Origin of the sequence: Aeromicrobium sp. Leaf291, from assembly GCF_001423365.1 — a bacterium.
Taxonomy (GTDB): Bacteria; Actinomycetota; Actinomycetes; order Propionibacteriales; family Nocardioidaceae; genus Aeromicrobium.
Window position 1 is genome coordinate 738,110 of the sequence record NZ_LMNM01000001.1, and the last position, 16,090, is coordinate 754,199.

Sequence of the window (16,090 nt, forward strand, 5' to 3'; positions counted from 1 at the left end):
AGAGACCCATGACCCTGCGCCGCCACCAGAAGGCCCTCCTGGCCCTGACGGCCACCTCGACCCTGCTCTTCACCGCCGCGTGCGGGAGCGACGCCGACTCCGACGTCGGCTCGTCCTCCTCGAGCTCGGCCACCAGCGAGGCCGCCGACGACAGCGGGTCGTCCGAGGCTTCGGGCGACTACACGGCCGGCACCTACGAGGGCTCCGGCAGCTACTCCAACCCCGGCGGCACCTCCGAGGTCGACGTCGAGATCACCCTCGGCGACGGCGGCGTCATCGACGACGTGACGGTCACGCCCAAGGCGTCCGGCACCTCGAAGCAGTACCAGGAGAAGTTCGCCGGCGGCATCGCCGACGAGATCGTCGGCAAGAACATCGACGACATCGACGTCTCCAAGGTCGCAGGCTCGTCCCTCACGTCGGGCGGCTTCAACGAGGCCGTCGACCAGATCAAGTCCGAAGCCCAGGCCTGAGCCCCACCGGGGTCCGACGCATGGCGACCTGGACGTTCGAGGCCATCGGGACGCGGTGGGCGGTCGACACCGCGCAGCCGCTGGCTCCGGGCGTCCAGGTCGACGTGCTCGCCGTCATCGAGCGGTTCGACCGGGCGTGGTCGCGGTTCCGCGGCGACTCCGTGGTCACGGCCATGTCGCAGCAGGCGGGGACCTGGCGCGACGTCGAGTCCGCCGCGCTCCTGCTCGACCTCTACGACGGCCTGCACGCCGCGACCGACGGTGCGGTGACGCCCCTGGTGGGCCGCTCGCTCGTGGCGCTCGGCTACGACGCCGACTACTCCCTCAGGCCCACCGGTGCCGACGCGGTGCCCGAGGACTGGGCGGCGCTTCGGCGTGACGGCGCCGTCGTGGCCGACGTCGACGGGACCGTCCGCACCGACCGTCCGCTGCTGCTCGACGTCGGGGCGGCAGGCAAGGGCCTGCTCGTCGACCTCGTGGCGGTCGTCCTGGAGAACCGTGGGCTGAACGCGTTCACCGTCGACGCCAGCGGCGACCTCTACCACCGCGGCTCGGCGCCGATCAGGGTCGCGCTGGAGCACCCGGCCGACCCGACGAAGGCCATCGGTGTCCTGGAGCTGGAGCCCGAGCAGGCCCTCTGCGCATCTGCGGTGAACCGTCGGACCTGGGGCGACGGCCTGCACCACGTGGTCGACGGTCGCACCGGTCTCCCGACGGACGACGTGGTGGCCACGTGGACCCTCGTCGACCACTCCTGCATGCAGGCCGACGGCCTGGCCACCGCGCACTTCTTCACCGATCCCGAGGTCCTGATGGACCTCCACCCGCATCACTTCGTCCGCATCCACGCCGACGGTCGCGTCCTGCGGTCGCCCGGCCTCCCTGGGGAGCTGTTCACATGACTCGAAGCACGACGACGCGGTCTCGTCCGAGCATCGACGGGCTCCTCGGCCGCGTCACGATGTACCGGCTCGTCACGATCGTGCTGGCCGTGGTCGCGGCGGTGTACGTGGTGTTCACGGCGACCGGCGTGATCGAGGGGCTCTCCACCGTCGGCAACCTGGTGGCCCTCGCGGTGCTGCTGGTCGCCTCGGTCGGGTCGAACCGCCTGCTCGGCCTCGTGTGGCGCCTGAAGCCGCACGACGAGTCGGCAGTGATCACGGCACTCCTGCTGTTCTTCCTGTTCGCCCCGCTCCCCGAGGCGGCCGGGGGCGACGGTGCGGGTGTCGGCGCCGCGAACCTCGCCTGGCTCGCAGCCGCGGCGGTGCTGGCGAACGCGTCGAAGTACCTCCTGGCCTGGCGGGGGCGGCACGTGCTCAACCCGGCCGCCGCCGGCGCGCTGCTCGTCGTCGTCGTGCAGTGGGCGGTGGGTCGGGAGTCCAGCATCAACGCTTTGTGGCAGACCGCGGCCACCGAGGCGCTGGCCCCGTTCGTCGCCGTGGGCGCGCTGCTGGTGCTCTGGCGGACCCGTCGGCTCGACGTCGGCCTGGTGTTCGCGGTGGTCGCGTTCGCCCTGGTGCTGACCGGCCTCACGGCGGGCTTCGGCACGCCGCTGTCCCAGGCCTGGCAGACGGCGCTGTACTCCTACCCGATCCTGTTCATGGCCGGCTTCATGGTGAGCGAGCCGCTCACCCTGCCGCCGCGGCGCGGGCAGCAGCTGGTCGTGGCCGCCGTCATGGGCGTCCTCCTCGGATTCCCGACGTTCGCGTCGGTCCTCGACGTCACCCCGCCCACGTGGGGGCCGCTCTCGATGACGCCGGAGCTCGCGATCGTGCTGGGCAACGTGGTGGCGTTCGCCTTCGCCCGGCGGACCGGCGTGGTGCTGGAGTCCGCGGGCGCGCGTCGGCTGGCCGGCGACACGTGGGAGGTCACCTTCCGCCCCCGCCGCCGGGTGCGCTTCGAGCCCGGCCAGTACCTCGAGCTGCACCTCCCGCACGCCGGTGCCGACCGCCGCGGCGTGCGGCGGGTGTTCAGCATCAGCTCGCCCCCGCAGTCCGACGACCTGCGCATCGCGATCCGGGTGCCCGAGCCGGCGTCCTCGTTCAAGCGGGCGCTGGTGGACCTCGACGCGGGGCAGCGGGTGCGTGCGACGGGGGTCCACGGAGACTTCGTGTGGCCGCGCGACGCGAGCCGACGCGGCGGGAAGTCGCTCCTGCTCGTGGCCGGCGGCATCGGGGTGACACCGTTCCTGAGCCAGCTGCGCTCGGGCGAGGCCCGCGACGTGGTGCTCGTCTACGGCGTGCCCGACGGCGACGCGGTCCCGTACCGCGACGAGCTGGTGGCCACCGGCGTGCGGGTGGTGCTGGTCTCGCCGGAGCCCCCGGGCGACCTGCCCGACGGCTGGGTCCACGTGGCGGCCCCGTTCGTCACCGGCGAGACGATCGACGAGGCGGTGCCCGACGCGGCCTCGCGCACGGCGTACGTGTCAGGCCCGCCCGCGATGGTCGCCGGCGTCCGGTCCGCCCTGCGTTCCCGCTGCGCGGGTGTGCGGACGGACTACTTCTCGGGGTACTGACCTGCGGCTGCGCCGACGTCGGCTCCGGGTGGACCTGCGGCTGCGTCGGCGCGGCGCTCGGCCGAGAACGTCGGTTTCGGACAGTTGTGGGGCGGTCGAGGGGTCCCGAATGCCCCGGAAGTGTCCGAAACGGAGGCCGCGGTCCGAGGACCCGCCCGCGTCGCTGGTGCCGTCCGGTCGAGGCCCTTTCGGAGCCCACCCCGACGACGACCGCAGCCGACGCAGCCGAAGGCCGAGGCTCGGGCAGGCCTTCGAGACCTGGCTGCGGCGTTTCGGACAGTTCCGGGGCGGTCCAGGCCGCTTTCGCGCCCCGAAGGTGTCCGAAACGGATGGACTCCAAAGTTGAGTGGAATGGACTCAACTCTCATGATGTTGTACCTGATGTACGGCGAACCGCGCCGACGGAAGGACGCACCAGGAGCAGCCCATGGACCTCTCGAACCTCACCACCCGCAGCCAGCAGGCGCTGGCCGCCGCGATGCAGCAGGCCGCAGCCGCCGGGAACCCGGCCATCGAGCCGGCTCACGTGCTCACGGCCCTGCTCGCCCAGGACGGCGGCACCGCCGCACCCCTGCTGCAGGCCGCCGGCGTCGACGTCGCGGTCGTGAGGTCCGAGCTCAAGGCAGCGGTCGACGCGCTGCCGTCCGCATCGGGCACCAGCGTCCAGAACCCCGGGCTGTCCCGCAGCACGCACGAGGTGCTGCAGCGCGCCGCCGACCTCGCCGCCGAGCTGGGTGACGAGTACATCTCCACCGAGCACCTCGCCGTGGGCGTCGCCACCGTCGCCTCGTCCGCCAAGGACGTGCTCGCCGCGCACGGCGCCACGCCCGACGCCCTCGGTGCCGCGTTCGAGACCGTCCGGGGTGGGGCCCGTGTCACCAGCGCCGACGCCGAGGACACGTACCAGGCGCTCGAGAAGTACGGCGTGGATCTGACGGCCGTGGCCCGCGAGGGCAAGCTCGACCCCGTCATCGGCCGCGACGCCGAGATCCGTCGGGTCGTGCAGGTGCTGAGCCGTCGCACCAAGAACAACCCGGTGCTCATCGGCGAGCCCGGTGTCGGCAAGACGGCCGTCGTCGAGGGTCTGGCCCAGCGCATCGTCGACGGCGACGTGCCGGAGTCGCTGCGCGGCCGTCGGCTCATCAGCCTCGACCTCGGCGCGATGGTGGCCGGCGCCAAGTACCGCGGTGAGTTCGAGGAGCGGCTCAAGGCCGTGCTCGAGGAGATCAAGGCCTCCGACGGCCAGGTCATCACCTTCATCGACGAGCTGCACACCGTCGTGGGCGCCGGCGCCACCGGCGACTCCGCCATGGACGCCGGCAACATGCTGAAGCCGATGCTGGCCCGCGGCGAGCTGCGCATGATCGGCGCGACCACGCTCGACGAGTACCGCGAGAACGTCGAGAAGGACCCGGCGCTGGAGCGTCGCTTCCAGCAGGTGCTCGTCGGCGAGCCGTCGGTCGAGGACACCATCGCGATCCTGCGTGGTCTGAAGGAGCGGTACGAGGCCCACCACAAGGTCGCCATCGCCGACGCCGCGCTCGTCGCGGCCGCGGCTCTCTCGGACCGGTACATCCCCGGTCGCCAGCTGCCCGACAAGGCCATCGACCTGGTCGACGAGGCCGGGTCGCGCCTGCGCATGGAGATCGACTCCAGCCCGGTCGAGATCGACGAGCTGCGCCGCGCGGTGGACCGCCTGCGCATGGAGGAGCTGCACCTGCAGAACGAGAGCGACGACGCGAGCCGCGACCGCCTCGACAAGCTGCGTGGCGAGCTGGCCGACAAGCAGGAGACCCTGCGGGCGCTCGAGCAGCGGTGGGAGAGCGAGAAGCAGAGCCTGAACGCCGTCGGCGAGATCAAGGAGCGCATCGACGAGGTGCGCATCGCCGCCGACCGCGCCCAGCGCGACGGCGACCTCGAGACGGCCGCGCGGCTGCTCTACAGCGAGATCCCCACCATGGAGGCGCAGCTGGCCGCGGCCCAGGAGGCCGAGTCGGCGCGCGAGTCCGGCGACGGCGAGGACCGGCTGGTGAACGAGGAGGTCACGGCCGACGAGATCGCCGAGGTGGTCGCGGCGTGGACCGGCATCCCCACGGGCCGTCTGCTCGAGGGCGAGACGGGCAAGCTCCTGCGCATGGAGGACGAGCTGGGCAAGCGGCTCATCGGCCAGCGCGAGGCGGTCACCGCCGTCTCCGACGCGGTGCGACGCAGCCGGGCCGGCATCGCCGACCCCGACCGCCCGACCGGGTCGTTCCTGTTCCTCGGTCCCACCGGCGTCGGCAAGACCGAGCTGGCCAAGACGCTGGCCGAGTTCCTGTTCGACGACGAGCGCGCGATGGTGCGCATCGACATGAGCGAGTACGCGGAGAAGCACGCGGTCTCGCGGCTCGTCGGTGCCCCTCCCGGCTACGTCGGCTACGACGAGGGCGGCCAGCTGACCGAGGCGGTCCGACGCCGGCCCTACTCGGTGGTGCTGCTCGACGAGGTCGAGAAGGCACACCCGGAGGTCTTCGACATCCTCCTGCAGGTGCTCGACGACGGCCGGCTCACCGACGGGCAGGGTCGCACGGTCGACTTCCGCAACGTCATCCTCATCCTCACCTCGAACCTGGGCTCGGCGTTCCTGGCCGACCCGGCGCTCGACGACGCGGCGAAGAGGAGCGCGGTGATGGACGTGGTCAAGGCCTCGTTCAAGCCGGAGTTCCTCAACCGACTCGACGAGATCGTGACGTTCGAGCCGCTGGGCACGGCGGAGCTGACGCACATCGTGGACCTGCAGCTGGCCTCGCTCGGTCGACGCCTGGAGGCGCGGCGCATCACGCTCGACGTGACCGACGCCGCCAAGGAGTGGCTGGCGCTCACCGGCTGGGACCCGGCGTACGGGGCCCGTCCGCTGCGCCGGCTCGTGCAGCAGGCCATCGGCGACCGGCTCGCGAAGGCGCTGCTGGCCGGCGAGGTCCGCGACGGCGACACGGTGCGGGCTCACGGTCAACCGCGTGCTCGTCACGCCGGCCACGCCCCCGGTCGAGGAGTACTACTTCTCGTTCCTGCTCGACCGCTCCATCGTTAGGGTGGGGCCCATGGCAGACCGCCCGCCGAGACCTCAGGCCCTGACCCTCACCTGCATCTTCGTGGGCGTGGGGTCGGCGCTCCTGCTCGTGAACCTGGTCTCGACGTTGTCGTCCTGGGGCTCCATCGAGCTGCAGGACGCGGTGCGCGAGGCGCTGGCCACCGAGCCGCTCAAGGAGGCCGGGATCGGCCTCGACCAGGCTCTCGACGCCCTTCGGTACGCCGCCTACGTGGGCGTCGTGCTCACGGCCTCCGGAGCCGTCTTCGCGCTCTACGCCGCCCGAGGTCATCGGACGTCGCGGATCATGCTGACCATCCTGTGCGGCCTGGCGTTCCTGGTCTTCGCGGCGATCGGGCTCCCGGGACTGCTCCCGGCCGCCTTCGCCGGCGTGTGCGGATGGTCGCTGTGGACGGCCGAGTCGCGGCGCTGGTTCGACCAGGTGAACGGGCGGGCCGTGCCCGCTCTCGCGACGGCCACCCGCACCGGCGCAGCGGATCCCTTCGCCGCCGTGCCGCCGTCGTCGACGCCCGAGGCAGGGGCTCCTGCGGCCTTCCCGTCCGACGGCGAGCAGTCCGCGACCCCCGCCCCGTCGCACCCCGTGCCGTCGCGCCCGGCCTCCGCCGCTCGACCGCGATCGGTCACCGTCGCCGTGGTCACCACCGTCGTCTCGTGCGCCGTGGTCGGCTTCTTCGGCCTGATCGCCCTGCTGGTGTCGACGATCGGGGCCGACGCCTACCGGTCCGCGCTGTCCGAGCCCGGGATGGCGCAGGACTGGCTCCGCTCCGCCGGGGTCGACGCCGACCAGGTCATCGGGCTGCTGCGTCTGTCGTCGACGGTCTGGCTCGTGCTCAGCGCCGTCGGCCTGGCCGCCGCGATCGCCACCGCCAAGCGGATGTCTGCCGGCGTCGTCGCCCTGAGGATCGTCGCGGCCCTGACGGTCGGCGTGTCCGTCTTCTTCCTCCCGCTCGGCATCGTCACGGCGGCTGCGGCCGTCGTCGTGGTCGTGCAGCTGCGTCGCCCCGACGCGCGCGCCTGGCTCGCGCGGGCGTGACCGGGCTCACTGACCCCCTCGTCGGGAGGCGGCCCCCGGAGCGGCGCGAGTAGAGTCTGAGGCATGAGCAGCAACGTCGTTCCCGCCCGCAAGCGCCCCCACGTCGTCGTGGTCGGAGGCGGATTCGGAGGCCTGTCGCTCGTCCGCAAGCTCAAGCGCGCCGACGTCGACATCACCCTCATCGACCGGCACACCTACAACACCTTCCAGCCGCTGCTGTACCAGGTCGCGACCGCGTCGCTGAACCCCGGCGACATCACCTGGTTCCTGCGTGCGGTGCGCGCCGACCAGAAGAACGTGCGCTTCGTGAAGGGCATCGTCACGAACATCGACCACCAGGCCAAGGTGCTGAGCCTGCACGGCGAGGTCTCGGTGACGTACGACTACCTGGTGCTCGCCAACGGCGTCACCACCAACTTCTTCGGCACCCCCGGTGCGGAGGAGTTCTCGCTCCCGCTCTACAAGCGCTCGCAGGCGCTGCAGGTGCGCGACCGGTTGTTCGAGAACCTCGAGGAGTTCGCGATCAACGGCCAGGACGAGGACCTGCGCATCATCGTCGTGGGCGGCGGTGCCACGGGCGTCGAGACCGCCGGTGCGTTCGCGGAGTTCCGCAACAACGACATGCCGACCACCTACCCCGAGCTGGACCGCGCGCGGATCCACGTCACGCTGCTCGAGATGGCTCCGAACGTCCTGGGCCCGTTCGACGAGAAGCTTCGTGCCTACGCCGAGAAGTCGCTGCTCAAGCGCGACGTCGACCTGCGGCTGAACACGGCCGTCAAGGAGGTCCGCGAGGACGGTGTGGTCGTCGAGACGGACGGCCACAGCGAGTTCCTCTCGGCGGGCATCGTCGTGTGGGCCACGGGCGTCACTGCGCACCCGACGGTGCTCGACTGGGACGTGCCGCAGGGCCGCGGCGGCCGGATCGAGGTCGACGAGCACCTGCGCGTCAAGGATCGCGCCGACACGTTCGCCATCGGTGACATCGCGATCGGCCCCGACCCGCTCCCGCAGCTCGCGCAGCCCGCGATCCAGGGCGGCAAGCACGTGGCCAAGCTGATCAAGGCCGAGCTCAAGGGCAAGGCCGACCGCGTGAAGCCGTTCAAGTACTCCGACAAGGGCACCATGGCCACGATCGGCAAGTCGTCGGCCGTCGCGGAGATCACCTACATGCCCAAGCTCACGGGCTTCCCGGCCTGGATCATCTGGGTGGCCCTGCACATCGCGACCCTGCTGGGCAACCGCAACCGGTTCGCCACCTTGATCAACCTGTCCAGCAAGTACCTGTTCTCGGGCAGCCACAACGCGATCGTCGGCGAGACGCCGTACGTCGTGTCCAAGCACAAGCTCGAGATCACCCCCCTGGAGAAGCAGAAGGCCGAGCGCCGCGTGCTCGAGCGCAAGGCCGCGTCGCAGCGCCAGTCCTGACCCGCCCCGTCTCGCAGATTCCCAGGTCGACCTGGGAATCTCCCACGGCGCATGGGATTCTCACGCCTGCTCGGGTAGCAACCCGTGCAGGCGTGAGATTTCCGTGACTCAGAGGTCGAGGGCGGTCCGCGCCTCGACCAGCGACGGTCCGTACCAGGTGAGCAGCCGGCCCGACACGAGCCGCGTCGGCGCCGACGTGAACGCCTCGGGACCGTCGTCGGGTCCGAACACGTAGGGCTCGTCGGGCAGCAGCACCAGGTCGACGTCCGGGCTGTCGACGTCGGCCAGCTCGACGTGCGGGTACCGCGAGGTCGGGTCCGGCGCCGCGCCGACCGACACCGTCCACCCGAGCCGACGCAGCAGGTCGGCGGTGAAGGTGCGGGGGCCGACGACCATCCACGGGTCGCGCCAGATCGGTACCACCACGGTGCCGCGCGTCGCCGGGGCCGGCGCCTCCCACGCAGCCGACGCCGCGCCGAGCCAGTCGGGCACACCCCACCCGAGCGCGTCGTCGAACAGACGTCGCAGCGACCCGAGCGCCTCGTCGACGGTCTCGATCCGGGTGACCCACACGGGCACGCCGGCCTCACGCAGACGTCGGACGTCGAGCTCGCGGTTCTCCTCCTGGTTCGCCACCACCAGGTCCGGTCGCAGCCGTTCGATCGCGGCGCGGTCGGGGTTCTTGGTGCCTCGCAAACGCGTGACGTCGAGGTCGGTGGGGTGGGTGCACCAGTCGGTGGCGCCCACGAGCGCCTCGGGGCGGGCAGCGGCCAGACCTTCGGTGACGGACGGCACGAGGCTCACCACGCGGCGCGCCTCGCGGGGCACGTCGACGTCGTGGCCGAGGTCGTCCTTCATCGGCGGATGCCGAGCCCTCCGCTGAGGGGGAGCGCCCAGTCGGTGCGGTCGGTGGCGATCGCTGCGTCGAGCAGGGCGGCGATGTCGTCGGGGAAGGGCGTCGGCCGACGGGTCGCGAAGTCGACGTGGACCGAGACCGCCTCCATCACGCAGGACAGCTCCTGCCGGGTGTGGTTGGTCATCAGCGCCGTGGCGTGCAGCACCTTGTCGCTGCGGTCGACGATGACCACGCTCACGCCGATCCGGTCGCCCTCGAGTGACTCGCCGAGGTAGCGCAGGTGCTGCTCCGCGGTGAACGTGGTGAGGCCCCGCTCGGTGATGTAGGTGTCCGGCATGCCCAGCTCGTCCTGGTGGCGGGCCCAGAGCGCGTGCCCGCCGAAGGTGAAGTAGTGGCCGATGTTCATGTGGCGGTTCTCGTCGAGGTGCTCCGGCCCCACCACGTGCTCGTGCACCGTCGGGAGGGCTGCGACCTGGGCGTAGGTGGGGTGCGTCGTCACCTGACCGACCGTATCGGGCGCCGAGCGCGACGAACCCCGGGGCCGCGACGTGGGTCGCGGCACCCGGGGTCGGTCCGGCTCAGCGGCCGAGGCCCTCTCGGTCGACCTTGCGGTGGAAGTGCATGCCGGCCAGTCCACCGAGCATGGCGCCGACGAGGGCGGCCGCGACCACACCGACGAGGAGCACGACGGCGGCGAGGCTCAGGTCGGACAGGTCGCTCGGGATGCGCGGGAAGGCGTTGAGCTGGTCGAGGACGTCGTAGCGGGTACCGGCCACGGCTCCGAGGACCGCGACGACGATGGCGGCGACGACGGCCCACGCGAAGACCGCGATGCCCTGCCGGATGCCGTCGAAGCGCGCCATGCGGCCGGCCACGTAGCCGCCGCTGTAGTAGGACACGAGGACGGCGACGAGCACCAGCGCGACGCCGGCCCAGCCGATCTCCTCGGCCGAGAGTCCCTGGTCGGCGGCGGCGTCGGTGACGTCGGTGCCCGAGACCAGGCCGACTCCCGCGCCGGCCGCGGCGACGAGGGCGGTGAGCAGCACGGTCATGCCGGTGGCGGTGACCCAGCCGAAGAACGCGCAGACGATCTTGACCCCGCCGAAGCGCTCCTTCTGCCGCTCGACGACTTCCTTGCGGTCGACGACCGGGGTGGCGCGGTCGCCGTCCGCGGTCGTGTCGGCGTGCCTCGGCTCGGAGGCGGCGGGCTGGTGGTCGTGCGTGCTCATGGCGAGCTCCTTGTCATGGGGCCTGATCGACGACCGAAGGCGTGGTCACGAACGTAGACCGGGTCCCGGGGCGGCGCGACTCGATGAGCGCGCCGCCACCGTCCCGATGCTCAGGACCTGGGCGGGGGAGTGCGGTGCTCGCCCGGCGTCTCGAACGGGTCCGGGTCGACGGCGGGTCGATCGGTCACGCCGTGCTCGTCCGCGACATGGGAGCCGTGCGTCGTCGGGTCGGCAGGTGCCTCGGTGCCCGGGGTGAGGGGCGCCTCGTCGACCGGGCTCCGGTCGGACGCGCGATGGTCCCGCCCGGCTTCGGGCACGTCGGGGTCCAGGCGATCGGCCTCGACGAGCCGGTCCTCGGCCGCGCCCTGCACCTCGGCGGCCTCGTTCTCCAGGTCGACGGCGTGGCGCTCCAGGCGCTCGGCCTCCAGGCGGGCCTCGTCGGCGTCGGCCCGCGCCACGGCGGCGCCGGCCTCGGTGTGCTGCGCGGCCACGGCGGCCTCACGCGCCTCGTCGCGGAGCGTGCCGGCCTTCTGCCGGTCCCGCTGCTCCTGCTCGAGCCGGTGGCGGCGCTTGGCCTCGGCGCTCTTGCGGGCGACCGACACCACCACGGCGAGCAGCAGCAGTGCCACCACGACGGCGACGACGATCCAGATCCAGGTGTCCATCTCGATTCCCTCCGAGTCCGTGGCCGCACCGTCGGGTGCTGGGGGGCCACGTCCTACCCCTCCTTGGTAGCGCAGATGGCGCACGGGCGCGCGTCGGGAGGGGCGCGCAGGAGGAGCTCGAGCGCCGTTCCGTGAGTTCGGGACGGTGGCGCTCGAGACCCTGCTCAGACGTTGCGCCGGTACTGTCCGCCGACCTCGAAGAACGCCTCGGTGACCTGCTGGAGGGAGCAGACGCGGGCGGCGTCCATGAGCACGGCGAACACGTTGTCGCCCTCGACCGCAGCCTTCTTGAGGCGGGCGATCGCGGCCTCGGCCTCGGAGCGGTGCGTCTCCTGGAAGGCGTGCACACGGTCGAGCTGCGACTGCTTCTCGGCCGCCGTGGCGCGGGCCAGCTCGACCGTCGGAGCCTCGACCTCCGACTCCGGACGGCGGAACGTGTTGACGCCGATGATCGGCAGGGAGCCGTCGTGCTTGCGGTGCTCGTAGAGCATCGACTCGTCCTGGATGCGACCGCGCTGGTAGCCCGTCTCCATGGCACCCAGCACGCCGCCGCGCTCGTTGATGGCGTCGAACTCGGCCAGCACGGCGTTCTCGACGAGGTCGGTCAGCTCGTCGATGATGAAGGAGCCCTGGAGCGGGTTCTCGTTCATCGCCAGGCCCCACTCGCGGTTGATGATGAGCTGGATCGCGAGCGCGCGGCGCACGGACTCCGCGCTCGGCGTCGTGACGGCCTCGTCGTAGGCGTTGGTGTGCAGGCTGTTGGCGTTGTCGTAGATCGCGATGAGCGCCTGCAGCGTGGTGCGGATGTCGTTGAAGTCCATCTCCTGCGCGTGGAGGGACCGACCGGACGTCTGGACGTGGTACTTCAGCTTCTGGCTGCGGTCGTTCGCGCCGTACTTCTCCTTCATCGCGACGGCCCAGATGCGTCGTGCCACCCGGCCGAGCACCGAGTACTCCGGGTCCATGCCGTTGGAGAAGAAGAACGACAGGTTGGGTGCGAAGTCGTCGATGTCCATGCCGCGCGCCAGGTACGACTCGACGTACGTGAACCCGTTGGCGAGGGTGAAGGCGAGCTGGCTGATGGGGTTCGCCCCGGCCTCGGCGATGTGGTACCCGGAGATGGAGACGGAGTAAAAGTTCCGCACGCCCTCGTCGATGAAGAACTGCTGGATGTCGCCCATCATCCGCAGGCTGAACTCGGTGGAGAACAGGCAGGTGTTCTGGCCCTGGTCCTCCTTGAGGATGTCGGCCTGCACGGTGCCGCGGACGTTCTTGAGGGCGTACGAGCGCAGCTCGGCGTGCTCGGCCTCGGTGGGCTCGCGGCCCTCCTTCTCCCGGAAGCGGGCGACCTGCTGGTCGACGACGGTGTTGAGGAAGAAGGCCAGCACCGTGGGTGCAGGACCGTTGATGGTCATCGAGACCGACGTGGACGGCGACACGAGGTCGAAGCCGTCGTAGAGCGCCTCCATGTCGTCGAGCGTCGCCACGGAGACGCCCGACGTGCCGACCTTGCCGTAGACGTCGGGGCGCGGGTCGGGGTCGCGGCCGTACAGCGTGACCGAGTCGAAGGCGGTGGACAGGCGGGTGGCGTCGCCGTCCTCGCTCAGCAGCTTGAAACGACGGTTGGTGCGGAACGGGTCTCCCTCGCCGGCGAACATGCGAGCCGGGTCCTCGCCGTCGCGCTTGAACGAGAAGACGCCGGAGGTGTACGGGAAGTGGCCGGGCAGGTTCTCGCGCCGCCAGAAGCGCACGAGGTCGCCGTGGCCGGTGAAGCGGGGCAGGGACACGCGCGGGACCTTGGTGCCCGAGAGCGACTCCCGCGTGAGCTGGGTGACGATCTCCTTGTCGCGGACCTTCACGGCCTGCTCGTCGCCGGAGTAGGCCTCGACGACGGCCGGCCACTGCTCGATCTGGTCGGCGACGTCGTGCGGGACGGCCTTGCGGGCGGTCTCGAGCAGCTCGGCGACGCTCGAGGCGTCCAGGTCGGCCTCGGCGAGCTCGCTCGCGGTGGTCTCGAGGCGCTGGGCCCGGTCGGCGGCGTCGGCCAGGCGCTCGGTCTCGGCGTGGTAGCCGCGCACCGTCTCGGTGATCTCGGACAGGTACCGCACGCGGTCGGCGGGCACGACGGCCTGGATCCCGCTCGAGTACCGCACGGCCACGGGCGGCAGCACGCCCTCGGCGACGGGCAGACCGCGCTCGCCCAGGGCGTCGCGCAGGTGCTGGTACAGCGCGGTCACGCCGTCGTCGTTGAAGGTGGCGGCCGACGTGCCGAAGATCGGCATGTCCTCGGGCTTCTTGCCGAAGGCCTCACGGTTGCGGACCAGCTGGCGGCCGACGTCGAGGTAGGCGTCCTTGGCCCCGCGGCGCTCGAACTTGTTGATCGCCACGACGTCGGCGAAGTCGAGCATGTCGATCTTCTCCAGCTGCGACGCGGCGCCGAACTCCGGCGTCATGACGTACATCGAGGTGTCGACGTGCGGCACGATCGCGGCGTCGCCCTGGCCGATGCCGGGGGTCTCGACGACCACGAGGTCGAACGCGGCGGCCTTGAGCACGGCGACGACGTCGTCGAGGCAGTCGGGCAGCTCGTGGGAGCCTCGGGTGGCCAGCGACCGGAAGTACGCCCGCTCCCCGTCGAGGGAGTTCATCCGGATGCGGTCGCCGAGCAGGGCGCCGCCGCCGCGACGTCGGGTGGGGTCGACGGCGAGGACCGCCACGCGCAGCTTGTCCTGCTGGTCGACGCGGAAGCGCCGCACGAGCTCGTCGGTGAGCGAGGACTTGCCCGACCCGCCGGTGCCGGTGATGCCGAGGACGGGGGAGGGGTGTGCGGCCGCGGCGTCCTGCAGGCGCTGGCGGTCGGCGTCGGCGAGTCGGCCGGTCTCGGCGAGCGTGATGGCCCGGGCGACGGCGGAGCGGTCGCCGGCCAGCACCGCGTCGACGTCGAAGTCGCCGAGGGTGGTCAGGTCGACGTCGCAGTCGCGGACGACGGAGTTGATCATGCCCACGAGCCCGAGGCGCTGCCCGTCCTCGGGGGAGAAGATCGTGACGCCGGACTCGCGGAGCCGGGCGATCTCCTCGGGCACGATGACGCCGCCGCCACCACCGACCACGCGGACGTGGCCGGCGCCCTGCTCGCGCAGCGACTCGACCAGGTACTCGAAGTACTCGACGTGCCCGCCCTGGTACGACGAGACCGCGACGCCCTGCACGTCCTCCTCGATGGCGGCGTCGACGACCTCCTTGACCGAGCGGTTGTGCCCGAGGTGGATCACCTCGGCCCCCTGGCTCTGGAAGATGCGCCGCATGATGTTGATCGAGGCGTCGTGGCCGTCGAAGAGCGCCGACGCGGTGACGAGTCGGACCGGGTTCGACGGGACGTGGAGATCAGCCATAGGAACCACAATAGTCGGACATCCAACTAATCGTCCACCCTGGGTAGACTGACCACATGACCTCCGTGCCCCCCACGCCGCGGCTCGCGTTCGACCCGCTGGAACGGGCCGGGGAGCTGTGGGAGGAGCGCATCGGCGACGCCACGGCCATGCGGCTCGCGACGTCGATCATGCGGGTGCAGCAGCTGGTGATCGGCCGGCTCGACGCGGCGCTGAAGCCCCACGGCATCACGTTCGCCCGGTTCGAGGTGCTTCGGCTCATCTCGTTCAGCCGGGAGGGGCGCCTGCCCCTCAGCAAGATCGGCGAACGGCTCATGGTGCATCCTACGTCGGTCACGAACGCGATCGACAGGCTCGAGACGCACGGACTCGTGGTCCGCGAGCCCGATCCGGCCGACCGGCGCCGCACCTTCGCGGCCCTCACGCCCGAGGGCGAGCGCGTGGTCGAGGCGGCCACCGAGGCCCTCATGGACGTCCAGTTCGGCGTGGCCGAGCTCGACGCCGACGACCAGCAGGCGGCCTACACGCTGCTGCGGGGGCTGCGGCAGGTCGACTTCACGTGACCGCGCCGGCGGCCCCGGCGACGGTGCCGTGGTTCGCGCGGCCGTGGGTGTGGGTGATGGGCGCGCTGTCGGTGCCGTTCCTGCTGCGCCTCGTGCTCGGCGAGGGCGCGCGCCCTTTCGGCACGGTCGTCCTGTGGCTCGGCGTCGTGGGAGCGGTGGCTGCGACCATCGCCAAGGCGCACCGCTGGGCGACGCGAAGGACGCAGGTGGTGGCCTGGGTGAGTGGGATCGGGACGCTCGTGGGCTTCGTCTACGCCTGGACACGACCGGAGTACGACGCCGGGATCGGCGACGCCGGGCTCGTCCTTCTCGTGACGATGGTGCACGTTGGCGTCGCCTGGGGCACGCAACCACCGACGCGCTGAACCTCGACCCGCGGCCGCGTCTCCATGGCCGCGGGTCGACCTGCTGCTGCGCGGCTCCGGCTGGGTCGTGCCGTGCGGCTGCGTCGCTCCGGCTGCGGCGGGTCTTGCGGCTGCGTCGCTGTGGCTGCGCGTGGACCTGCGCTCCGAAAGGGCCTCGACCGGTGGACGGGTCCGGGGTCGGGTGGGCTCTCGGAGCGTGGCTCGGGGGGACGCAAGGTTCTGCGTTCGTGCGTGAGGGGGTGAAGGATGCTGCGTTCGTGTTCGGATCCCGTCGTGAACGCAGCATCGTTCGGGCTTCTGGACGCGAAGGCAGAATCCTGCGTCCAACGGGGCTTCGGTGCGCGGCGGGTGGGCCAGGGATTCTCCCTTCGCGTGGACCGTTCCACGCAGAAGGAGAATCACTGCCCTCCAGGGCGCCATGTCGTCGCCACGCTTCTTCCTTCGCGAGGCACGGTCCACGCGAAGGAAGCATCGTGCGTGGAT

13 protein-coding genes are annotated in these 16,090 nt (G+C 71.5%); 8 read left to right on the plus strand and 5 right to left on the minus strand.

Features of this window, described 5'->3' with window-relative positions; all coding sequences use genetic code 11:
- Positions 1-8: 8 nt before the first annotated feature.
- The 6 genes from ASF35_RS03720 (at position 9) to ASF35_RS03745 (ending at position 8,537) form a co-directional block, all read left to right on the plus strand.
- Positions 9-473: an FMN-binding protein gene (locus ASF35_RS03720; RefSeq protein ID WP_156367948.1), complete on the plus strand. Its 465-nt coding sequence runs from the start codon at positions 9-11 to the stop codon at positions 471-473.
- 20 nt (positions 474-493) lie between these two features.
- The gene (locus ASF35_RS03725; RefSeq protein ID WP_055962976.1) at positions 494-1,375 is read left to right on the plus strand and encodes an FAD:protein FMN transferase; all 882 of its coding nucleotides are present in this window, start codon (positions 494-496) and stop codon (positions 1,373-1,375) included.
- Positions 1,372-2,988 (plus strand): FAD-dependent oxidoreductase, encoded by a 1,617-nt coding sequence (locus ASF35_RS03730; RefSeq protein WP_055962980.1) that lies wholly within the window; start codon positions 1,372-1,374, stop codon positions 2,986-2,988. The genes ASF35_RS03725 and ASF35_RS03730 overlap by 4 nt, the downstream gene beginning before the upstream one ends.
- Positions 2,989-3,415: 427 nt before the next feature.
- Positions 3,416-6,058: an ATP-dependent chaperone ClpB gene (clpB, locus tag ASF35_RS03735; protein ID WP_082495352.1), complete on the plus strand. Its 2,643-nt coding sequence runs from the start codon at positions 3,416-3,418 to the stop codon at positions 6,056-6,058.
- The gene (locus ASF35_RS03740) at positions 5,985-7,109 is read left to right on the plus strand and encodes a hypothetical protein (protein WP_055962983.1); all 1,125 of its coding nucleotides are present in this window, start codon (positions 5,985-5,987) and stop codon (positions 7,107-7,109) included. The genes clpB and ASF35_RS03740 overlap by 74 nt, the downstream gene beginning before the upstream one ends.
- A gap of 63 nt (positions 7,110-7,172) precedes the next feature.
- On the plus strand, positions 7,173-8,537 hold the full coding sequence (locus ASF35_RS03745; protein WP_055962987.1) for an NAD(P)/FAD-dependent oxidoreductase: 1,365 nt from the start codon (positions 7,173-7,175) through the stop codon (positions 8,535-8,537).
- Positions 8,538-8,645: 108 nt separating this feature from the next.
- Here ASF35_RS03745 and ASF35_RS03750 read toward each other — a convergent pair whose 3' ends face one another.
- The 5 genes from ASF35_RS03750 to icmF form a co-directional block, all read right to left on the minus strand.
- Entirely contained in the window at positions 8,646-9,395 is a 750-nt protein-coding gene (locus tag ASF35_RS03750) for a helical backbone metal receptor (protein ID WP_055962990.1), read from the minus strand.
- Complete coding sequence (locus ASF35_RS03755; protein ID WP_055962993.1) at positions 9,392-9,892, minus strand: thioesterase family protein; 501 nt, start codon at positions 9,890-9,892, stop codon at positions 9,392-9,394. The genes ASF35_RS03750 and ASF35_RS03755 overlap by 4 nt, the downstream gene beginning before the upstream one ends.
- A 79-nt stretch (positions 9,893-9,971) precedes the next feature.
- A complete protein-coding gene (locus ASF35_RS03760) occupies positions 9,972-10,622 on the minus strand; it encodes a hypothetical protein (protein ID WP_055962996.1) in 651 nt (216 codons plus the stop codon).
- A gap of 110 nt (positions 10,623-10,732) precedes the next feature.
- Positions 10,733-11,287: a hypothetical protein gene (locus ASF35_RS03765; protein WP_055963000.1), complete on the minus strand. Its 555-nt coding sequence runs from the start codon at positions 11,285-11,287 to the stop codon at positions 10,733-10,735.
- Positions 11,288-11,451: 164 nt separating this feature from the next.
- Positions 11,452-14,679: a fused isobutyryl-CoA mutase/GTPase IcmF gene (gene icmF, locus ASF35_RS03770; protein WP_055963002.1), complete on the minus strand. Its 3,228-nt coding sequence runs from the start codon at positions 14,677-14,679 to the stop codon at positions 11,452-11,454.
- Positions 14,680-14,735: 56 nt separating this feature from the next.
- Here icmF and ASF35_RS03775 point away from each other — a divergent pair, with 56 nt between their 5' ends.
- A complete protein-coding gene (locus ASF35_RS03775; RefSeq protein WP_055963004.1) occupies positions 14,736-15,242 on the plus strand; it encodes a MarR family winged helix-turn-helix transcriptional regulator in 507 nt (168 codons plus the stop codon).
- Complete coding sequence (locus ASF35_RS03780) at positions 15,239-15,607, plus strand: hypothetical protein (protein WP_055963007.1); 369 nt, start codon at positions 15,239-15,241, stop codon at positions 15,605-15,607. Before ASF35_RS03775 ends, ASF35_RS03780 begins: the two co-directional genes overlap by 4 nt.
- Positions 15,608-16,090 lie beyond the last annotated feature (483 nt).